General features: G+C 45.7%; 13 protein-coding genes. 9 read left to right on the top strand and 4 right to left on the bottom strand.

From position 1 onward, the window contains the following. Positions 1-72: 72 nt before the first annotated feature. Complete coding sequence (locus GZK95_RS10185; protein ID WP_083626296.1) at positions 73-429, bottom strand: PTS lactose/cellobiose transporter subunit IIA; 357 nt, start codon at positions 427-429, stop codon at positions 73-75. Between the two features lie 163 nt (positions 430-592). On the opposite strand from GZK95_RS10185, the gene GZK95_RS10180 reads away from it, so the two are divergent. The 4 genes from GZK95_RS10180 (at position 593) to GZK95_RS10165 (ending at position 4540) form a co-directional block, all read left to right on the top strand. Next, positions 593-934: a PTS sugar transporter subunit IIB gene (locus GZK95_RS10180; protein ID WP_225623980.1), complete on the top strand. Its 342-nt coding sequence runs from the start codon at positions 593-595 to the stop codon at positions 932-934. 72 nt (positions 935-1006) lie between these two features. Further along, positions 1007-2350: a PTS sugar transporter subunit IIC gene (locus GZK95_RS10175; RefSeq protein WP_075708322.1), complete on the top strand. Its 1344-nt coding sequence runs from the start codon at positions 1007-1009 to the stop codon at positions 2348-2350. Between the two features lie 46 nt (positions 2351-2396). Continuing rightward, a complete protein-coding gene (locus GZK95_RS10170) occupies positions 2397-3485 on the top strand; it encodes a M24 family metallopeptidase (protein WP_075715720.1) in 1089 nt (362 codons plus the stop codon). A 5-nt stretch (positions 3486-3490) separates the two neighbouring features. Next, complete coding sequence (locus GZK95_RS10165) at positions 3491-4540, top strand: M42 family metallopeptidase (RefSeq protein ID WP_075715719.1); 1050 nt, start codon at positions 3491-3493, stop codon at positions 4538-4540. On the opposite strand, the gene GZK95_RS10160 is transcribed toward GZK95_RS10165, so the two are convergent. Beyond that, a complete protein-coding gene (locus tag GZK95_RS10160; protein ID WP_075715718.1) occupies positions 4491-6254 on the bottom strand; it encodes a BglG family transcription antiterminator in 1764 nt (587 codons plus the stop codon). The two genes, GZK95_RS10165 and GZK95_RS10160, sit on opposite strands and share 50 nt — an antisense overlap. A gap of 468 nt (positions 6255-6722) precedes the next feature. Here GZK95_RS10160 and GZK95_RS10155 point away from each other — a divergent pair, with 468 nt between their 5' ends. Genes GZK95_RS10155 through GZK95_RS10140 form a run of 4 tightly spaced genes read left to right on the top strand, consistent with a single transcriptional unit; the run spans position 6723 to position 13212 of the window. Next, positions 6723-10745: a response regulator gene (locus GZK95_RS10155; protein ID WP_225623981.1), complete on the top strand. Its 4023-nt coding sequence runs from the start codon at positions 6723-6725 to the stop codon at positions 10743-10745. Between the two features lies 1 nt (position 10746). After that, positions 10747-11595, top strand: coding sequence for a CheR family methyltransferase (locus tag GZK95_RS10150; RefSeq protein ID WP_075708312.1), 849 nt, complete (start codon positions 10747-10749; stop codon positions 11593-11595). Positions 11596-11605: 10 nt separating this feature from the next. After that, positions 11606-12199, top strand: a complete 594-nt coding sequence (locus GZK95_RS10145) for a chemotaxis protein CheB (protein ID WP_225623982.1) — start codon at positions 11606-11608, stop codon at positions 12197-12199. Then, positions 12196-13212 carry a GGDEF domain-containing response regulator gene (locus tag GZK95_RS10140; protein ID WP_075715716.1) on the top strand — a complete coding sequence of 339 codons (1017 nt, stop codon included), beginning with the start codon at positions 12196-12198 and terminating at the stop codon, positions 13210-13212. The genes GZK95_RS10145 and GZK95_RS10140 overlap by 4 nt, the downstream gene beginning before the upstream one ends. 89 nt (positions 13213-13301) lie before the next feature. On the opposite strand, the gene yegD is transcribed toward GZK95_RS10140, so the two are convergent. Then, positions 13302-14654 carry a molecular chaperone gene (gene yegD, locus GZK95_RS10135; protein WP_075715715.1) on the bottom strand — a complete coding sequence of 451 codons (1353 nt, stop codon included), beginning with the start codon at positions 14652-14654 and terminating at the stop codon, positions 13302-13304. Positions 14655-14941: 287 nt separating this feature from the next. Between yegD and yghU the strand changes: the two genes are divergently transcribed. Further along, positions 14942-15802 carry a glutathione-dependent disulfide-bond oxidoreductase gene (gene yghU / locus GZK95_RS10130; RefSeq protein WP_075708306.1) on the top strand — a complete coding sequence of 287 codons (861 nt, stop codon included), beginning with the start codon at positions 14942-14944 and terminating at the stop codon, positions 15800-15802. 35 nt (positions 15803-15837) lie between these two features. Here yghU and GZK95_RS10125 read toward each other — a convergent pair whose 3' ends face one another. Beyond that, positions 15838-16599 (bottom strand): hypothetical protein, encoded by a 762-nt coding sequence (locus tag GZK95_RS10125; RefSeq protein ID WP_075715714.1) that lies wholly within the window; start codon positions 16597-16599, stop codon positions 15838-15840. Positions 16600-16658: the final 59 nt, after the last annotated feature.

Below are 16658 nucleotides of genomic sequence, written 5' to 3'. Positions count from 1 at the left end.
AAAGAGAAAGACGCGATGACGGAGCCATCGCGTCAGCATCACTGCAGGAGCAATAAGTCTCGGGGGGAGAGATTATTTGTTCAGCAATGCTTGTTCTAATTTGTAGAGGCGGCGGTTTTGCTCGATCATTTTACGGATCAGTTCGCGCTCAGATAGGGTCGTCATAAGATGGTCTTGAGCGTGCACCATAATCATACTTACCACGATTTTTTCACCACTGATCTCTTGGCGAATCAATTCAGTTTGCACAGCATGTGCTTTACGAACACTAACGTTACATTGCTCCATCATATCTTCAGCTTCATCAAACTTACCCTCTTCAGAGAGTGTTAAAGCCTCATAAGCGTAGCCCTTAGCTTCGCCAGAATAACTGACAATCGATATTATGACTTTCTCAAAATCTTCATTCATTTCTTGGGAATTGCTCACGGGATATTCCTTGGTGTTCATTGGACGCTTTCACATTAACAAAAGCGTTATAAAAAGCGACGAAACTTGATTTCACAATATTAGTGAAATCAAGTTTCGTTGACGAATGTAAGCAAATATTTATTAATTAACCTGTACTCAAATGTAAACCACAAAGGGTTGTATGATGAATATTTTATTGGTGTGTGCGGGTGGTTTTTCAACCACGATGATGATGGAAGAGATGAAGAAAACCATCAATGGTAGCCAAAAGCTAAATATTGAAGACTTTACTCTTGAAGCTATTTCTGTTGACCGTCTATCAGAAAAAATTAATAGCTTTGATGTTATTTTGGTAGGGCCTCAACTTAGTCATAAATACAAAAACATCGAAGCATCAGCACTAGAAAATAATAAACCATCTGTGCTGCTTTCAGCAGAGATTTACGGCGCGATGGATGGAGCAACAGTGCTAAAACAAGCGTTGTTAGCACACAAAAAGCACCAGATGAGTCTTACTGACTAAGAGATACCTCACTCCCTACCACCTGCGAAAACACGCAGGTGTTACCTATAATAATGAATGAAGGTTACGTATATGAGCCTATTCGCATCTTTTGAAAAGCTGCTCAGCAGTATATTACTGCCAATAGCAGAAAAAATAGATAAGCAAGTCCATCTTAGTGCTGTGAAAAAAGGCATGGTTGTATTAACGCCAATCCTATTGCTCGGCTCGATGGCTTATCCATTAAAAGCACTTAAAAACGTATTTTCTGATTCGGCTGCGGTGCAAGAGTGGTTTATTAATAACACTTATCTTATCGATCTTTTAATTAAATTTTCACTCGGTTTTATCGCCATTTACACTGTGATAGCAATCGCTTATTTTCTAAGTGAAGGCTACAAAATATACACAGTTGGTGCGGTGGCCCTATCCCTTTTTGCTTATTTGATCATGACCACCTCAGTGAATCCTGATGGCTCACTTGATATTCGCTTCTTTGATTCAAAAGGCTTATTTACCGCCATATTTGTCGCGATTGCCAGTGTTGAGATCTATCGATTCTTTACCGAAAAGAGGCTGGTGATCAGAATGCCAGAAGGTGTGCCTGATTTCGTTTCAAGCTCATTCGAATTAATCACTCCGACTGCTTTTATCGCCGTTCTGTTTGTTTCTGCCCGTTACTTTATTGCTCAATGGACCGGTGGCTTGCTGCTACCAGAGATCTTAATGCAGGTACTGGCGCCTGTGGTTGGCAGCTTAGACAATCTGTGGGTGGTCTGGTTTGTCATTATGTTGCGTCTGTTGTTCTGGTTCTTTGGTATCCACTCGGCCGTGCTTAGCCCAATTCTATCGCCGATTTTTGTCCAATATCTATCGGAGAACATCGCTGCGAAAACGGCTGGGGTAGAGCTTGCTCACTTCGTTACTGGCGGTACATTCTCAGCATTTGTTAACTTCACTGGGTCAGGGGTTACCTTAGGCTTAGTTATTGCGATGATGATTGCCAAAACTCAACGTTATCGTAAAGTTGGTCAAGTATCTCTAGTGCCAAGTTTGTTTGGCATTAATGAGCCAGTATTGTTTGGTGCGCCTATTATCTTAAACCCGATTCTGTTTATTCCGTTTGTATTGGGTGGCTCGCTAATCGGTATATTCCCACTGGTACTGATGAAATATGGTTTCTTAGCCAAACCGTTCTTTGATCCCCCGTATCTGCCTTTGTTCTTTGAAGGTTACTTAACAAGCTTTGACTGGAAAACACCATTCGTTCAAGCACTGCAAATTGTCGCTTCATTCTTCGTCTACTACCCATTCTTCAGAATTATGGATAGACAAGAGATGGCAAGAGAGGCCGCGCTAAAAGCTGAGCAAGAGAAGAAATCGGTGTTCAGTAAGAAAGATGATGAGCTGCTGGATGAGCTCGGGCTGGACTTCTAACGCCAAGCGCAGAGTAACGAAGAGTATCAATTGAGTGGAAATCAATATGCAGACATTTAGCCTAGCGCCTTATCAGCAAGAGTTTGATGCTTTACTGGTTAGTGATACGCACCACAAGCGCTATTTAAGTGGCTTCACGGGCAGTGGAGGGTATCTATTGCTGACGCCCTCGGGCAGTGAGTTGCTGGTGGCGGGAAAATATTGGCAGCAAGTTGCCGAGCAAAGTCCCCAATGCCAGAGATTCTGTACTGATCAAGATGGCTGGTTGAATGTTCTGCAACAACGTTTGGATGTCCATTCGATTGAGCGACTCGGTTTCGAAGCTCATGCGCTAAGTTATCAGCAAGTAATGCAGCTTACGCAGGCATTATCACAACAATTGGTGGCAACAGACCATGTTGTCACCCCATCACGACGCTGGAAATCAGCACCGGAAATCGCCTTGATTCGCAAGGCCTGTGAAATCACTGAAGCGGCTATTGAGCAAGGGCTCGCTCATTTCCGGTTTGGGATGAGTGAGCGTGAGCTAGCTGCGCACCTTGAGTTCTACGCTCGTATGCTTGGTGCAGAAAGTATCGATTTTTTAATTGTGGTCTCGGGGGAGCGAGGTGCATTGCCTCACGGACGACCCTCTGAGCGAATTATTGGGCGTAATGAACTGGTTACCATAGATTTTGGTGTGGTGTACCAAGGCTATCATTCGGATGTCACCAGAACGTTCTGTACCGGTGAAGTCGCACCGCAGTTGCAACAGCTGTTTGACGCCGTTTACTGCGCACAAAAACTGGGTGTTGAGATGCTTGCGCCAGGTATTGCGGCAAATCGCGTGGATCACACTGTGAGAGAGTATCTCGGCTCATTGGGCTATGGCGAAGCATTTTGCCATGGCTTGGGGCATGGTGTTGGGTTGCAAGGGCATGAGTATCCACTGCTGACCCCCGACAGTTTGGCGACGTTGGAAGTGGGTATGGTGGTGACGGTTGAACCTGGCGTTTACCTAAGTGGATTAGGCGGGGCGCGAGTGGAGGATACCTTAGTCATTACGCCAAGTGGCTGTGAGAGCCTCACCAAATTACCGAGACAGCTACGCAATATTTTTGAAGTAGCAGATATGGTCAAGAACCGTCAGGAGTAACAATAATGAAAGACTTTAGTTTGTTGGTCGAGTTGAACAATGCCCATGGCCCATCAGGTCGCGAAGATGAGGTTCGCCAAATATTAAGTGGAGTGCTTAACCCCATTGTTGATGACATTAGCTTTGATGGGCTCGGTAGCTTGATTGCACGCTTTAATCGTCATGCCACTGGTCCCAAAGTTGCAGTGGTTGCACATATGGATGAAGTTGGCTTCCTGATCAGAGAAATTCGTAATGATGGTCTGCTTAAACTGTTCAAGTTGGGGGGAATTGACCCTAAAGTGGCAGTAAATAGTGAGATTGAAGTTAAAACGCGTTGTGGCAATAAGTTTACTGGTCTGATTTGGACAGATAAACCATTGGCTGAGTTGAGCATTGATGATTTATGGCTTGATGTTGGTGCGTGTAGTCGCGAAGAAGTCATCACTATGGGGATTCAAATTGGCGACAGTGCCGTGTTTGCGACTCGCCATTTTGAATTAAATAACAGTGGTGTGATGATCGGTAAAGCGATGGATGATCGCATTGGGTGTTGGGTAGGGGTTGAACTACTACGTTCACTCGATAAACAGTCACTCGCTTGTGATCTCTATTTTGTGGCGACCGTGCAAGAAGAAGTAGGCACCAAAGGCGGTAAAACCGCCATCGAACAACTCAATCCGGATATTGTCATTGTGCTTGATGTCGCGACCGCAAAGCACCTTGAAGTAAAATCGGGAGCGCAGCGGTTATTTGGTCAAGGGCCTTGCTTGGTTGTCGCGGATAAGATGGCGTTAGGTCATTATTCGCTATTGAATTATGTCAGTGATGTCGCCAATGAATTTGGTATCGGCGTACAACGAGATTTTCTTGCTGGGGGCGGTACAGACAATGGGCCAGCCACCTTGGTGGGTAGCGGTATCGCGGGGCTTGCCATTATTCTGCCTGTCCGCAACTGTCACTCAGCTTACACCCAAGTTAATCCCAATGATGCGATCAGTTGCGTTAAGTTGCTAAGTCACGTTGTTACTCAACTGGATGAAAGGCAGACAGCGCACTTGTACTCCTATTGCTAAGTGGCATTTCTCTATCCGTAGCTAGGGCGAATGGCCCTTGCTCGGTGAGCTTTTGATGAAGTTGGTGCACAGCTCGAACATGTTGGACATTATCCATATGGCTGATCAGCATCACTTGACGAATATTACGCTGGAATATATCGGTAATTGGTTTTGGTAACGGTAGATGCACAATCGCAATCCCTTGGCAGTGACTGGCACTTTTTCCGTGACAAACCAATAAGCCATGTTGAGCAAAATAAGCGTGATTTCGAGCATAGTAAAGGCTAACGATTCCACCGCTATACTCATGATTGACCAGTCCCAACCTCTCCATTTCACCGCTGAGCCAAGATAAAACGGCCACTAAGTCGGTCTCGGTTATTAGCTGAGAAGTATCTTTAAGTGTAATAAGTAGGTCGTCGAGGCCGGGTAAGGTTCGGTCATCAATCACTTGATCGCCCAATTGCTCCACTAACTGGCTGACAAAGCCTTCACTGTTGAGTTCGCGACAATGATTCTTCGCAATGGCTAACAACTGTTTGAGTGATACAGACTGCTGATTACGTACCTCGATAGTTCGATTTACTAACCGTGTAATGTAGCCAATTTCTTCATTGCGTAGCGGTTCAACTAAATGATGACGATACTGCTCAGCGACCGCTTTTATCTGTTCAAATAAGGCTTTTGAGTAGGCACTTTGTGCGCCAATTTGAGTGTTGAGATTGTTCTTCGCCCGATAGACCGCGGTGGTGAGATAGTTGACGATATCGTTGAGTAATGTTGTATCACACAGCAAGTCTTTACCGCAGTCATGGCTAACTTCACTGAGTAGCTGGAAAATAAAACTTTCAGCTTGAAAACGCTTTTCGTAAAAACCATCGGTATTGATACCGCCGAGGAAGTATTCCGCAAGATGCAAGGCTTCATAGTGATGGCTCTCTTGTTGCCAACCAAGCGCCTGCTTAATGTATCCAAACGCTTTCGTTGACTGCAAAAACATACCGTTATTTTTGCGGTTAATTAACACGCCCTGTTCAATGCGACTCAATGTGACCATCAGGTAGATGGTAAATAGATTTCTAAACTCGTCACTAAGAACGCAGTTCGCATTCTGCTCAATTCGACTCACCGCCGAAAATGCTGAATATGGCCGATATTTCTCCAAATATCCCTGCACGATCGCCACAACATCTCGCTCGTAGAAATAGCGTTTCTGAAGATAGTGAACCTGCTCATTTTTGCAAAATAGGTACTTGGAGGCATAACACATCTGTAGATAGCGGATTTGCTTCTCTTTGCCTGAGACGTGCAGTTGTTGTTCGATAACTTCCAGCTTAATCGCCAAGTTATTGAACATCTCATTGATGTTACGTAAATCCTTATTCAGCGTTGGGCGGCTGACACGTAAATATTGTTGTATATCGCTAAGTAGGGTTTGCGGAGAAAATAACGCAATGACAGCAATGTATTCCTCACGTTCATGTTTTGAATAGATAAAATTGTTGGCAACGACATCACTAAAAAACTGGCTGGCATCATAGGGATAATGCAGTTCACCGTTAGTCAGTTCTATCGGTGTCATCGCCAGTTTTTCGAGATAGAAATTAATGTTCTCTATCGCGTAGCGAAGGTTACGCGAGGTCATATTAAAAACAGAGGCAAGGGCATTGATACTGGTCCCTTGCATGGTCAGTGCTGTCACAATATCAAAGTGCTGTTTATTTAAGCTCATGTGAGGATAAATCTTTAAAATTTATTCAATTCTATCAATATGGCAGCGGCAAAGATGAGAGCTGTGCGACTTAATAATAGATTGGCGCAAACCCACGTCGCACAATGGTTTAAACGAGGGGCTTCAATAGGAGAAATAGCGGTTTGGTGTGGAAAATCGAGGGCACACTCTCTCTGGTGAAATATTACTTTGCTTAATTCGCAGTTGCAGTGTGTTGGAATGTGGTCACTATCGCGTTTCAAACCTTAAATCTTGTTTGGCGCCGCAATTTAATCGTGACTCGTATGACGTACATCAAAATGAGTGTGTTTCGTAATTGAGATTGCAGTTTTGCTTTGCAAGAATTTGAGATTATTGTTAATAAAACCAACTTATTTGACTATGCCCAAGTTCTCAGACATAAAAATCCGAACCAAACTTGTCGCGATATTGGTGTTTTTTGGCGTAATACCACTATTAGCTGCGACGATGTTCAACGGAAAAATCGCTTCAGATGCTTTGATTGAAAAATCCTTTGAAGAATTGCTCGCGATTCAATTGCTGCGTAGCAATGAAATCGAAGAGTTTTTTCTTGATCGTACTCTTGATGTTGAAGTTTTTGCCCAAAGTGAGCAAGTGAAAAATCTTTCTCAGATTTTGTCAAACAAGCAATCACTAATGGTCGATGAAGAGTACAACCAACTGGTGGGCAAGTTTGTTCAAAGCTATCGTTACAGCGACTTATTGATCCTCAGCCCAGACCGCGGCGAAATTCTCTATTCCTATCAAGACAAGCAACGTCTCGGTACGCGACTGGCTTCCAACAATAGTCTTGACTTGGCATTGAGCCGAGTTTGGTCGGAAGTTGAGCGGACTGGCAAGCCCGCGTTTTCGGATTTTAGTTTTAGCGAACATGAGCAAAAGCAAGTCTCCTATCTTGCTGCTCCAATGTTTGATCAGCAAAACCAAATGCATGCAATTGTGGCAGTAAAAATCTTACCAGAACTGATCAACCATATTTTGGACTCTCGGGTTGGGCTAGGCAAAACTGGTGAGTCTTATTTGATTGGCAGCAATCGACTAACGGGGCAGTTTGAATTGCGCAGTGACGTGACTACCATGGGTAATGGTCAGTATGTCGTTGGTTATCGTCTCCCCACAGAGCCGCCATATTGGGGAGATGCGAAAGCAGCAGGAGACAAAGGCGGGCATGACGTTTATTTCGATAGCGCAGGAAAAAACGTCTTGATTGCTTACAGTAAGATCCCTGTTCCAGGTCACAACTGGTACATGATCTCCAAGATTGATCAATACGAGGTGACTCAGCCTGTTTATTTTCTCTATATCAGCTTAGTGGTGGCGGCATTAGTACTGATTGCCGTGGTGGGTCTGGTTGCAGTTAAGTTTGCTAAATCGGTCACCGATCCTTTGGAGCAAGGCATGGCGTTTGCCAATGATATCGCTTCTGGCAAGCTCAACTCGACATTAAAACTGGAACGCAACGATGAGTTGGGTCAACTCTCTGGCGCTTTGAATGATATGGCGGTTCAGTTACGCGATCTTGATTGGCTCAAAGTCGGCAAGGAGAGCTTAGATGACCAGTTGCGTGGTGATCTCACCTTGGCTGAGCTTGCTAAGCGTTTCGTTACCTTTTTCACTAAGCATATGAGTGCCGAGTTGGGCGCTTTGTACTTGTATGATCAAGAGAGCAAAACTCTCGCTTTAACCTCAAGTTACGCTTTTAGTGACCGCAGCGGTAATTTCAATCTGGTCGAGTTAGGCGAGGGCATGGTCGGCCAAGCGGCCGTTGAGCAAGAGGTTATCGCTTATAGTGACATCACCCATGACGCGCCAACGTTAAACTATGGTGCAGGTGAAGTAACGCCAGCGAACTTTATGTCGATTCCATTGGTGACAGATTCTCATCTCATCGGTGTCGTGCTGCTTGGTTCTTTAACCCCGTTTAGCAAACTGCAAAAACGCTACGTGAATGAAGCCTGCACCAATGCTGCGGTGATTTTTGACGCGGCGAACGCACGCGAGACGATCAGTGCGTTGCTTGAACAGTCACAACAAGATCAAAAAAATCTGACCCAAGCAAATAAAGACCTTGAAGAGCAAGCCGCGGCGTTGCGTGAGTCGGAAAGTGCGCTGCAAACTCAACAAGAGGAGTTGCGTGTCACTAATGAGGAACTTGAAGAGCAGACGAAAGTGCTTAAAGAGTCCGAAGCTGAACTGCAAGCTCAGCAAGAAGAGTTGCGTGTCACCAATGAAGAGCTTGAAGAGCGTACTAAAGCACTTGAAGACCAAAAGCTTGAGATGCAAGAGAAAAACAGCGAGTTGAATCGCGCTCAGCAAATCGTTGAAGAAAAAGCGAAAGAGCTTGAGATTGCAAGTAAGTACAAGTCTGAGTTTCTTGCCAATATGTCGCACGAGTTGCGTACACCGCTCAACAGTATCCTGATTTTGTCGCAACTGTTTGCCAATAATAAAGACGGCAACCTCAACGATAAACAGATAGAGTCAGCCAAAGCGATTAACTCGTCAGGATCTGATTTGCTATCGCTTATTAATGAAATTTTGGACTTGTCCAAAGTAGAGGCGGGTAAGGTTGATCTCCATATCGAAGACGTACCGTTTGCAACCATTGAGCAAGATATTAATCGTCTATACAAAGATATCGCCGCGGATAAAGGGCTAGATTTCTCGGTGTCGATCGCGGGCAACTTGCCGGCAAGTATCGAAACCGACTCCCAGCGCCTACAGCAAATCTTACGTAACTTATTAACCAACGCCTTCAAGTTTACTCACGAAGGGTCGGTATCACTAAGCGTTGCGCTGCCTTCGCCAGAAACCGCAGAGCGGATGCAAAGACCAAGAGAGTCTTTGGTGGCATTCCGCGTTAAAGATGATGGTATTGGCATCAAAGAAGAACAGCAGCTTGCGATTTTCCAAGCATTCCAACAAGCCGATGGTAGCACCAGTCGTAAGTATGGCGGCACTGGCTTGGGGCTTTCGATTTCCAAAGAGCTTACCCACCTACTGGGCGGTATGATTTTGCTCAAGAGTGAAGAGCGTAAAGGCAGTGCCTTTACCATTGTCTTGCCGCTTGAGTACTCAGGTAAGGAGCGCGCGAATGCAACTGGAGAGGTGTCGCTGAAACCGATCATCAACATTGTGCCTCAGCAAGATGAGTCATCGGCAGTACCACCACTCCCTTCTCAGCGGATGTCCGCCGTTAAGCAAGACCAGCTTGAAGCACAAGCTGTCGAGCCACCATTACCGATGGCGGTCAAGAACGAGAACTTTATTGAAGATGACCGTCAAACGATAGCCGCTGAAGATAAGACCTTACTGATCATTGAAGATGATCGCGCGTTTGCCGGCGTAATGCGTGATTTTGGGCGTGAACGCGGGTTTAAGTGCATCGTGGCTGAGACGGGCGAAATTGGTCTCCACTTTGCTGAGTACTATAAGCCTAGTGCGATTATCCTCGACATTGGTCTACCGGGTATTGATGGCTGGACGGTTATGGAACGTCTAAAAGACAATCCTGCGGTGCGTCATATTCCAGTGCACTTTATGTCGGCCAATGACGCCAATTTAGATGCGATGCGGATGGGGGCGATTGGTTATCTAACCAAACCCGTGGATATGAAAAAACTCGATATGGCATTTGCTAGCATTGAAAACATCATTTCCAAACCGGTCAAACGCTTGCTTATCGTTGAAGACGATGAAGTTCAGCGCGACAGCATCCGCCAACTGATTGGTGAAGATGATGTGCATATTGTCGCGGTATCAACGGGCAAAGACGCGTTGGATGAGCTCGAACTGCATAACTATGACTGCATGATTTTAGATTTAGGCCTAGAAGATATGACGGGCTTTGATCTTCTGGAGAACATTCGCCGCAGTGAAACCGCAGCGAGAGTGCCAATTATTGTCTATACCGGTCGTGAATTAACGCGTGAGGAAGAAAAAGAGCTTAACCAGTACGCAGAAAGCATCATCATCAAAGGGGTGAAGTCGCCAGAGCGGTTGCTTGATGAATCAGCCCTGTTTCTGCATCGAGTAGAATCGGCATTACCGGCAGAGCAGCGTGGCATGCTGAAAGCAGTACATGACAAAGAAACCTTGCTTAAAGACAAGCACATCTTGTTGGTTGATGACGATATGCGCAATGTGTTCGCGCTATCCAATGTCTTAGAAGATAAGGGCATGAATGTCACGATTGCCCGAGATGGATTGGAGAGTCTCGATAAACTGAAAGACAACCCAGATATTGACTTGGTGCTGATGGACATCATGATGCCGAAAATGGATGGTTATGAGGCGATGCAGGCTATTCGCCAACAGAAAAAACATGCGTCACTGCCAATTATTGCCTTAACTGCCAAAGCCATGAAAGGAGATCGCAGTAAATGCATCGAAGCAGGCGCCAGTGATTACTTGGCTAAGCCAATTGACACCAGCAAGCTAATTTCAATGATGAGAGTGTGGTTGTACTGATATGAGTGATGTGATTGACATTGACGACGAGCAATTGGAAATCCAACTGTTTCTAGAAGCGATTTATCGCAAGTACGGCTACGATTTTCGTGAGTACTCTGTGGCGCATACTCGCCGTCGCTTAGAGTATCGACGCGCATTAGAGGGCATGACGAACTATTCGCAAATGCAACATAAGGTGATTTACGACCCACGCTTTTTCGAACAGATTTTGCTGGATCTCTCGATTAACGTTACTGAGATGTTTCGTGATCCTTGGTTCTATAAGAAAGTGCGTGAGATCGTTTTGCCGCATCTACACACCTATCCATTCGTCAAGATTTGGCATGCAGGGTGTTCTGCTGGTCAAGAAGTCTACTCTATGGGGATCTTGCTTGAAGAAGAAGGCATGACCTCGCGGGCACAGTTGTATGCAACGGACTTTAATGAAGCCATTTTAGAGAAGGCGCAAAAAGGGATCTACCCGATGGATCTGGTGCGTCAGTACACCACAAACTATCAGGCGGCCGGGGGGATTAACTCTTTCTCTGACTATTACACTGCTGATTATGACCACGTCATTATGCAGAGCCGTTTACGCGAGCGAGTACTGTTTACGCCGCACAACTTAGCCACAGACGGTGTTTTTGGCGAAATGAATGTTATCTTCTGTCGTAACGTTTTGATTTACTTTAATCGAGAGTTGCAAAACAAGGTGTTTCAGCTTTTCTACGACAGCTTAGTCCCAGGTGGTTTTTTATGTTTGGGTTCCAAAGAGAGCCTGCGCTTCGCCGATGTCGCCGATAAGTTTGAGTTGGTCTCTGAACGAGAGAAGATTTATCGCAAGAAGCGCTCAGCGTTGAATGTGTAGCGGAGGTCGTGTGGCAATCAACTGTGGTAATGAGCAATATCATGCTGTTGTGATTGGTGCATCAGCGGGTGGTTTAGCGGCAATGGAAAAGGTATTGCGGGAGCTAAAATCAAGCTTCTGTCTACCAATCCTGTTGGTGCAACATATCAGCCCAAATGTAGAAAGTTATTTGGCGACCCACTTCGAATATCGTTCTCAACTTACGGTTAAGGAAGGGGAGGATAAAGAACCGATACGCCGTGGCACGTTGTATATCGCGCCACCTAACTATCACATGATGGTGGAAGTTGATGGATCAATTGCCTTGTCTATTGACCCTCCAGTGAACTATTCGCGTCCTTCTATCGATGTGTTGTTTGAGACTGCAGCTCAGTATTATGGTCAACACTTAATCGGGGTGGTGTTGACTGGGGCAAACTCGGATGGTGCGCAAGGACTCGCCCGAATCAAACAAAAAGGAGGCATTGCAGTGGTTCAGTCAATCGAAAGTGCTGAAGCGCAAGCTATGCCACAAGCAGCTATTGAAGCTGTGGAGGTGGACCATATTGTTCCTATTGAGCAAATGGGTGATTTTTTAAACAGCCTATGTGAGTGTGAAAAATGACGCAACGTCCGAGTGTTTTAATCGTGGATGACCGTCCTGAAAACCTGATTGCGCTAGAAGTGTTATTGGAGTCTTTTGATGTCGATATTGTGCGCGCAAGCTGCGGTGAGGAAGCGTTAGCACATACGCTGGATCATCAATTTGCTTTAGTGCTACTCGATGTGCAAATGCCGGGAATGGATGGTTATGAGGTCGCGGAGTTGCTGCGCGGCAATAAGAAAACCAAAACTATTCCGATAATTTTCGTTACCGCACGTTCAAAGAACGAAACCCAAGTTTTTCGTGGTTATGAGTCTGGTGCAGTCGATTACATGTTCAAGCCGCTTGAACCTGTGGTGTTTAGAGGCAAAGTAAGGGTGTTTATTGAGTTGTATGAGCAGCGAGAAGCCTTGCGCCGTAAGACCATTGAGTTTGACCAAAAGTTGGCAGAGCTTGAGGAACTGCAGCAGCAACTAGAAGAAACCAACGAGCAGCTGTTGATGCTTTCAACCACAGACAGCTTAACTGGCTTGTACAACCGTCGTCGTTTTGAACAAATCTTTGCTGAAGAGTGGGAGCGAGCGTCACGTGCTGGAACGGCATTGTCGCTGATCATGCTCGATATTGACCATTTCAAACTTTATAACGACACCTTTGGTCACCATCTTGGCGATGATTGTTTAAGAACTGTCGCGAAAGCGCTACAAACCATGCAACTACGAGAACTCGATAGAGTGGCGCGAGTAGGTGGGGAAGAGTTCGCGATTGTGTTACCAGATACCGAACAGTCGGGGGCTGAGTTGGTTGCGGAAAAAGTGAGAAACGTGATCGCTGAACTGCAAATCCCTCACAATGATGAATCGGGAAGATCCATCGTAACAGCGAGCTTAGGAGTGAGCTCCATCTATCCTAATCGGGATCTTTCTCGCCGTTATTTGGCTGAGGCAGCAGACGAAGCTCTGTATGAATCGAAGAGTAATAACCGAAATTGTGTGACTTATAAAGCCTGCATAACTGCACAAGAAATGGCGTAATTACTCTTCCCATCGCTTAATTCAATCACAACCTTATCGCGTTGGATTGAACTAAGCGCATGAGTGATTCGCGATGATAAACTGACTCTCTAGCGATAGATGAGATTTGCCCAGTGGGTCAGTCCCGCGGTAACAGAACCAAAATAGTTACCACTGATAATTTCGGTATTAGGTAGCACGGAAGCAACGGCTGACGTCAGCGCTGTTGAGCGTGAAGAACCCCCTGTCATATAGATAACATCGGGCTTAATCCCACTTTGAGTTACCGCCTCTTGGACGAGTGCACGAATTTTGTTCATTGGGTTTTCAATCGCAGCATCGATACTGGCGCGATCGGTCGCAACTTCAAAGGCTTCACTGACCAAATCAATATTGGTGACATAGTCGGTTTGCTCTGACATGGCAATTTTAGCCAACTCCGCCTGATGAATTACGCTATGCCCAAGAGTCTCTTGATGTAATGCGACCAGACGCTGCAGTTTTTGCGGCTCAAGTGCTTCTTTGTGAAACTGACGTAACATCGACAAGTTATCGTGGGCATAGAAATCGCGCTGAGCTTGTACATCATTGATTGCAATCGCATTCCAGAATTGAATTAACGGCAGATCCAATCCACTCTTCAGTTTGCTGCCAAGACCAAATTCCGTCATCAGGCAGCGAAAGGCAATAAAGATATCAAGATCATTACCGCCCACCATTTGCCCCGTGTGCGCCAATAGTGACTCTTTGCGTTCCATTTTACCCTGCCACGATGGCCCCATTTGGATCATTGAGCAGTCGGTGGTACCACCGCCAATATCGACCACTAACACATTTTGGTCAGTGGTTAGTGTTGCTTCAAAATCCAAACCCGCTGCGACAGGCTCATATTGAAATTCAATATCTTTAAACCCGGCTCGTTTCGCTGCGCGAGTTAAGATGTCGACGGCTTGAATATTTGACGCTTCACCGCCGCGTCCCAAGAAGTTCACTGGTCGGCCAATCACGGTTTGTTCAAACGACTGATTAGTATTGGCCTCGGCGCTGCGTTTGATGTTGCTCATCATTGCGCAAACAAGATCTTCAAAATAAGAGAGTTGCATGTCTCTAAGTCCCATCGCACCAAGAAAGGACTTTGGTGACTTAACGAAGTAAACGTCTTTAGGGTCCTCTAGGTAAAGCTTGAGTGCTTGATGACCAAATTTTACGTCGTCAGCGTGGATATCCAGCCCTTCTTCGCGGTTGATCTTGATTGCTCGTCTCAACACGGCTTGGTTAGTGTCATTGCTAGGGGTAATATCTAAACAACGAAATAAATACTCCGAGACAGACTCAGCATTGGGGGCGCACAAGGTTGAGGGGAGGTAGATATTGTCATCGACCAATGGGATAGGGGACACTTTGCCTTCAACAAGGTGGGCGACGCAGCAATTGGCCGTGCCAAAATCGAATCCAAGAGACATGATTTCCTCAACATTTACTATTTAGGGCCGCACACTAAACCCTAGCTCAGTAGATGGGTCAAGGAGAAATGTGACCAGCATAAGTAAGACAATAACAAATTGGTTAATTAAAGGTTGTATTTGCGCAAGTTATCGCCAGATAATTGATCGCGATAACCCAAGTTGGCTGTTTGCTGCGATTGAGTTCCTCGCTTGAGTTGAGCTTGTCGATGTTGTAGAACGTTTAAGACTAAAATGAACAGACACTAAGTGACTTGGGCACAAACCACAATCGATAAGGAATGGTCATGGCAAGTGAATATATCCCACCAAAAGTGTGGACTACGGATACCGAAACAGGCGGCACTTGGGCTAGTATCAATCGTCCAACGGCAGGCGCTCGACATGAGCAGCAACTCCCAGTGGGGCAGCATCCATTGCAGCTTTACTCGATGGGTACGCCAAATGGTCAGAAAGTCACCATTATGCTCGAAGAGTTGCTCGCGCTGGGTGTGAATGAAGCACAGTATGATGCGTATTTAATTCGAATTGGCGATGGCGATCAATTTTCCTCGGGGTTTGTCGAAGTTAACCCAAATTCAAAGATTCCAGCCTTGGTTGATCGGTCGGTATCACCGCCTGTTAACGTATTTGAATCGGGACATATCCTGCTTTACCTAGCCGAGAAATTTGGCTACCTATTACCCAAAGACCCAGCCAATAAAACCGTGGCGATGAACTGGCTATTTTGGCTACAAGGTAGTGCCCCATATTTGGGTGGTGGCTTTGGTCATTTCTATGCTTATGCGCCAGAAAAGTTTGAATACCCAATCAACCGTTTTACGATGGAAACCAAACGCCAACTTGACTTGCTTGACCAGCATTTAGCTGAACACCGTTATTTTGCCGGGGATGAATATTCCATTGCTGATATTGCCATCTGGCCTTGGTATGGCAATTTAGTGCTTGGTAAGTTGTATGATGCCGCAGAGTTTTTGGATGTTGCGAGCTATCCGAATCTACTCCGTTGGGCAGAGGATATTTCTGAGCGCCAAGCCGTTCAACGTGGTCGAATTGTGAATCGTAGTTGGGGAGAAGAGTGGGAGCAAGTCGCTGAGCGTCATAGCGCTGACGATATTGATCAAGCTCTAGCTAAGCAACCTAAATAATAGTGTCGATGCCCTCCTTCGTTGAGGGCATGTTGCTAATATAGCGGGACGATAATATCGGCATTCGCTCGTGCAAATGACGCAGCGGCATTTTCGCTGCCCTGCTTACCGATGTTTGATGCTCGCGGAATGACGACAAAGATAATTTCAGGGCGTGATGTAACTTTCGCGCCCCTTTCTCCATTGGCATCGAGTTTATACCCTTCAATATACACAGTGAGCACCGTGTCTTTGCGGTCTCGTTGGTGAACAAAAAATGATCCCAGTTCATGGACGGCGCCCCAAGTGTAATCAAGCGACACTTCTTGAGTGCTCGGCAGATAGATATCATAGCTGCGATTGGGCATATTGGAGCGAATACTGTTTATCGCCACTTGAAGTCGATTCTCGACGAACTGCCCACCTTGGAACGGCTTACCTTCTTTGGTTTTGTTATCAATACTAAGCCCATTGCAACGACGGCTCTCACCGTCACCTGCATGAAATCGGTAGGTTGCACAAGCAAACTCATTGACTAGTTGTTGAATGCCTTTGATAAGGCTAGGGGAAGCAAACGCGTCCAGTTCAAACTTACCTAACGTGTTTACTTGCCGAAAGAGATCGGCAGATGCGCTTTCAAACTGAGAGTGATAAGCCAGCGAAATAAAGTTGTCTTGCTCAATTGCGGCCTTGATGACATTGCTGGTGTCATAAACTCGGTTTCCTGCTTTATCACTGATTGACCAAGCAAAGTTTTTGTAATCGGCACTCGCGCCAAAGCTGCAGGCAAGCAGAGCACTGATGATTATCTTTTGCATCTCTCTTCCCTCAATGTGAACGACCAGTTGAGTGGGATACTCGCGCCAATGATAAGTTG

This window comes from Vibrio panuliri, from assembly GCF_009938205.1.
Lineage (GTDB): Bacteria > Pseudomonadota > Gammaproteobacteria > Enterobacterales > Vibrionaceae > Vibrio > Vibrio panuliri.
This window is presented reverse-complemented; position numbering and strand designations above follow the sequence as displayed.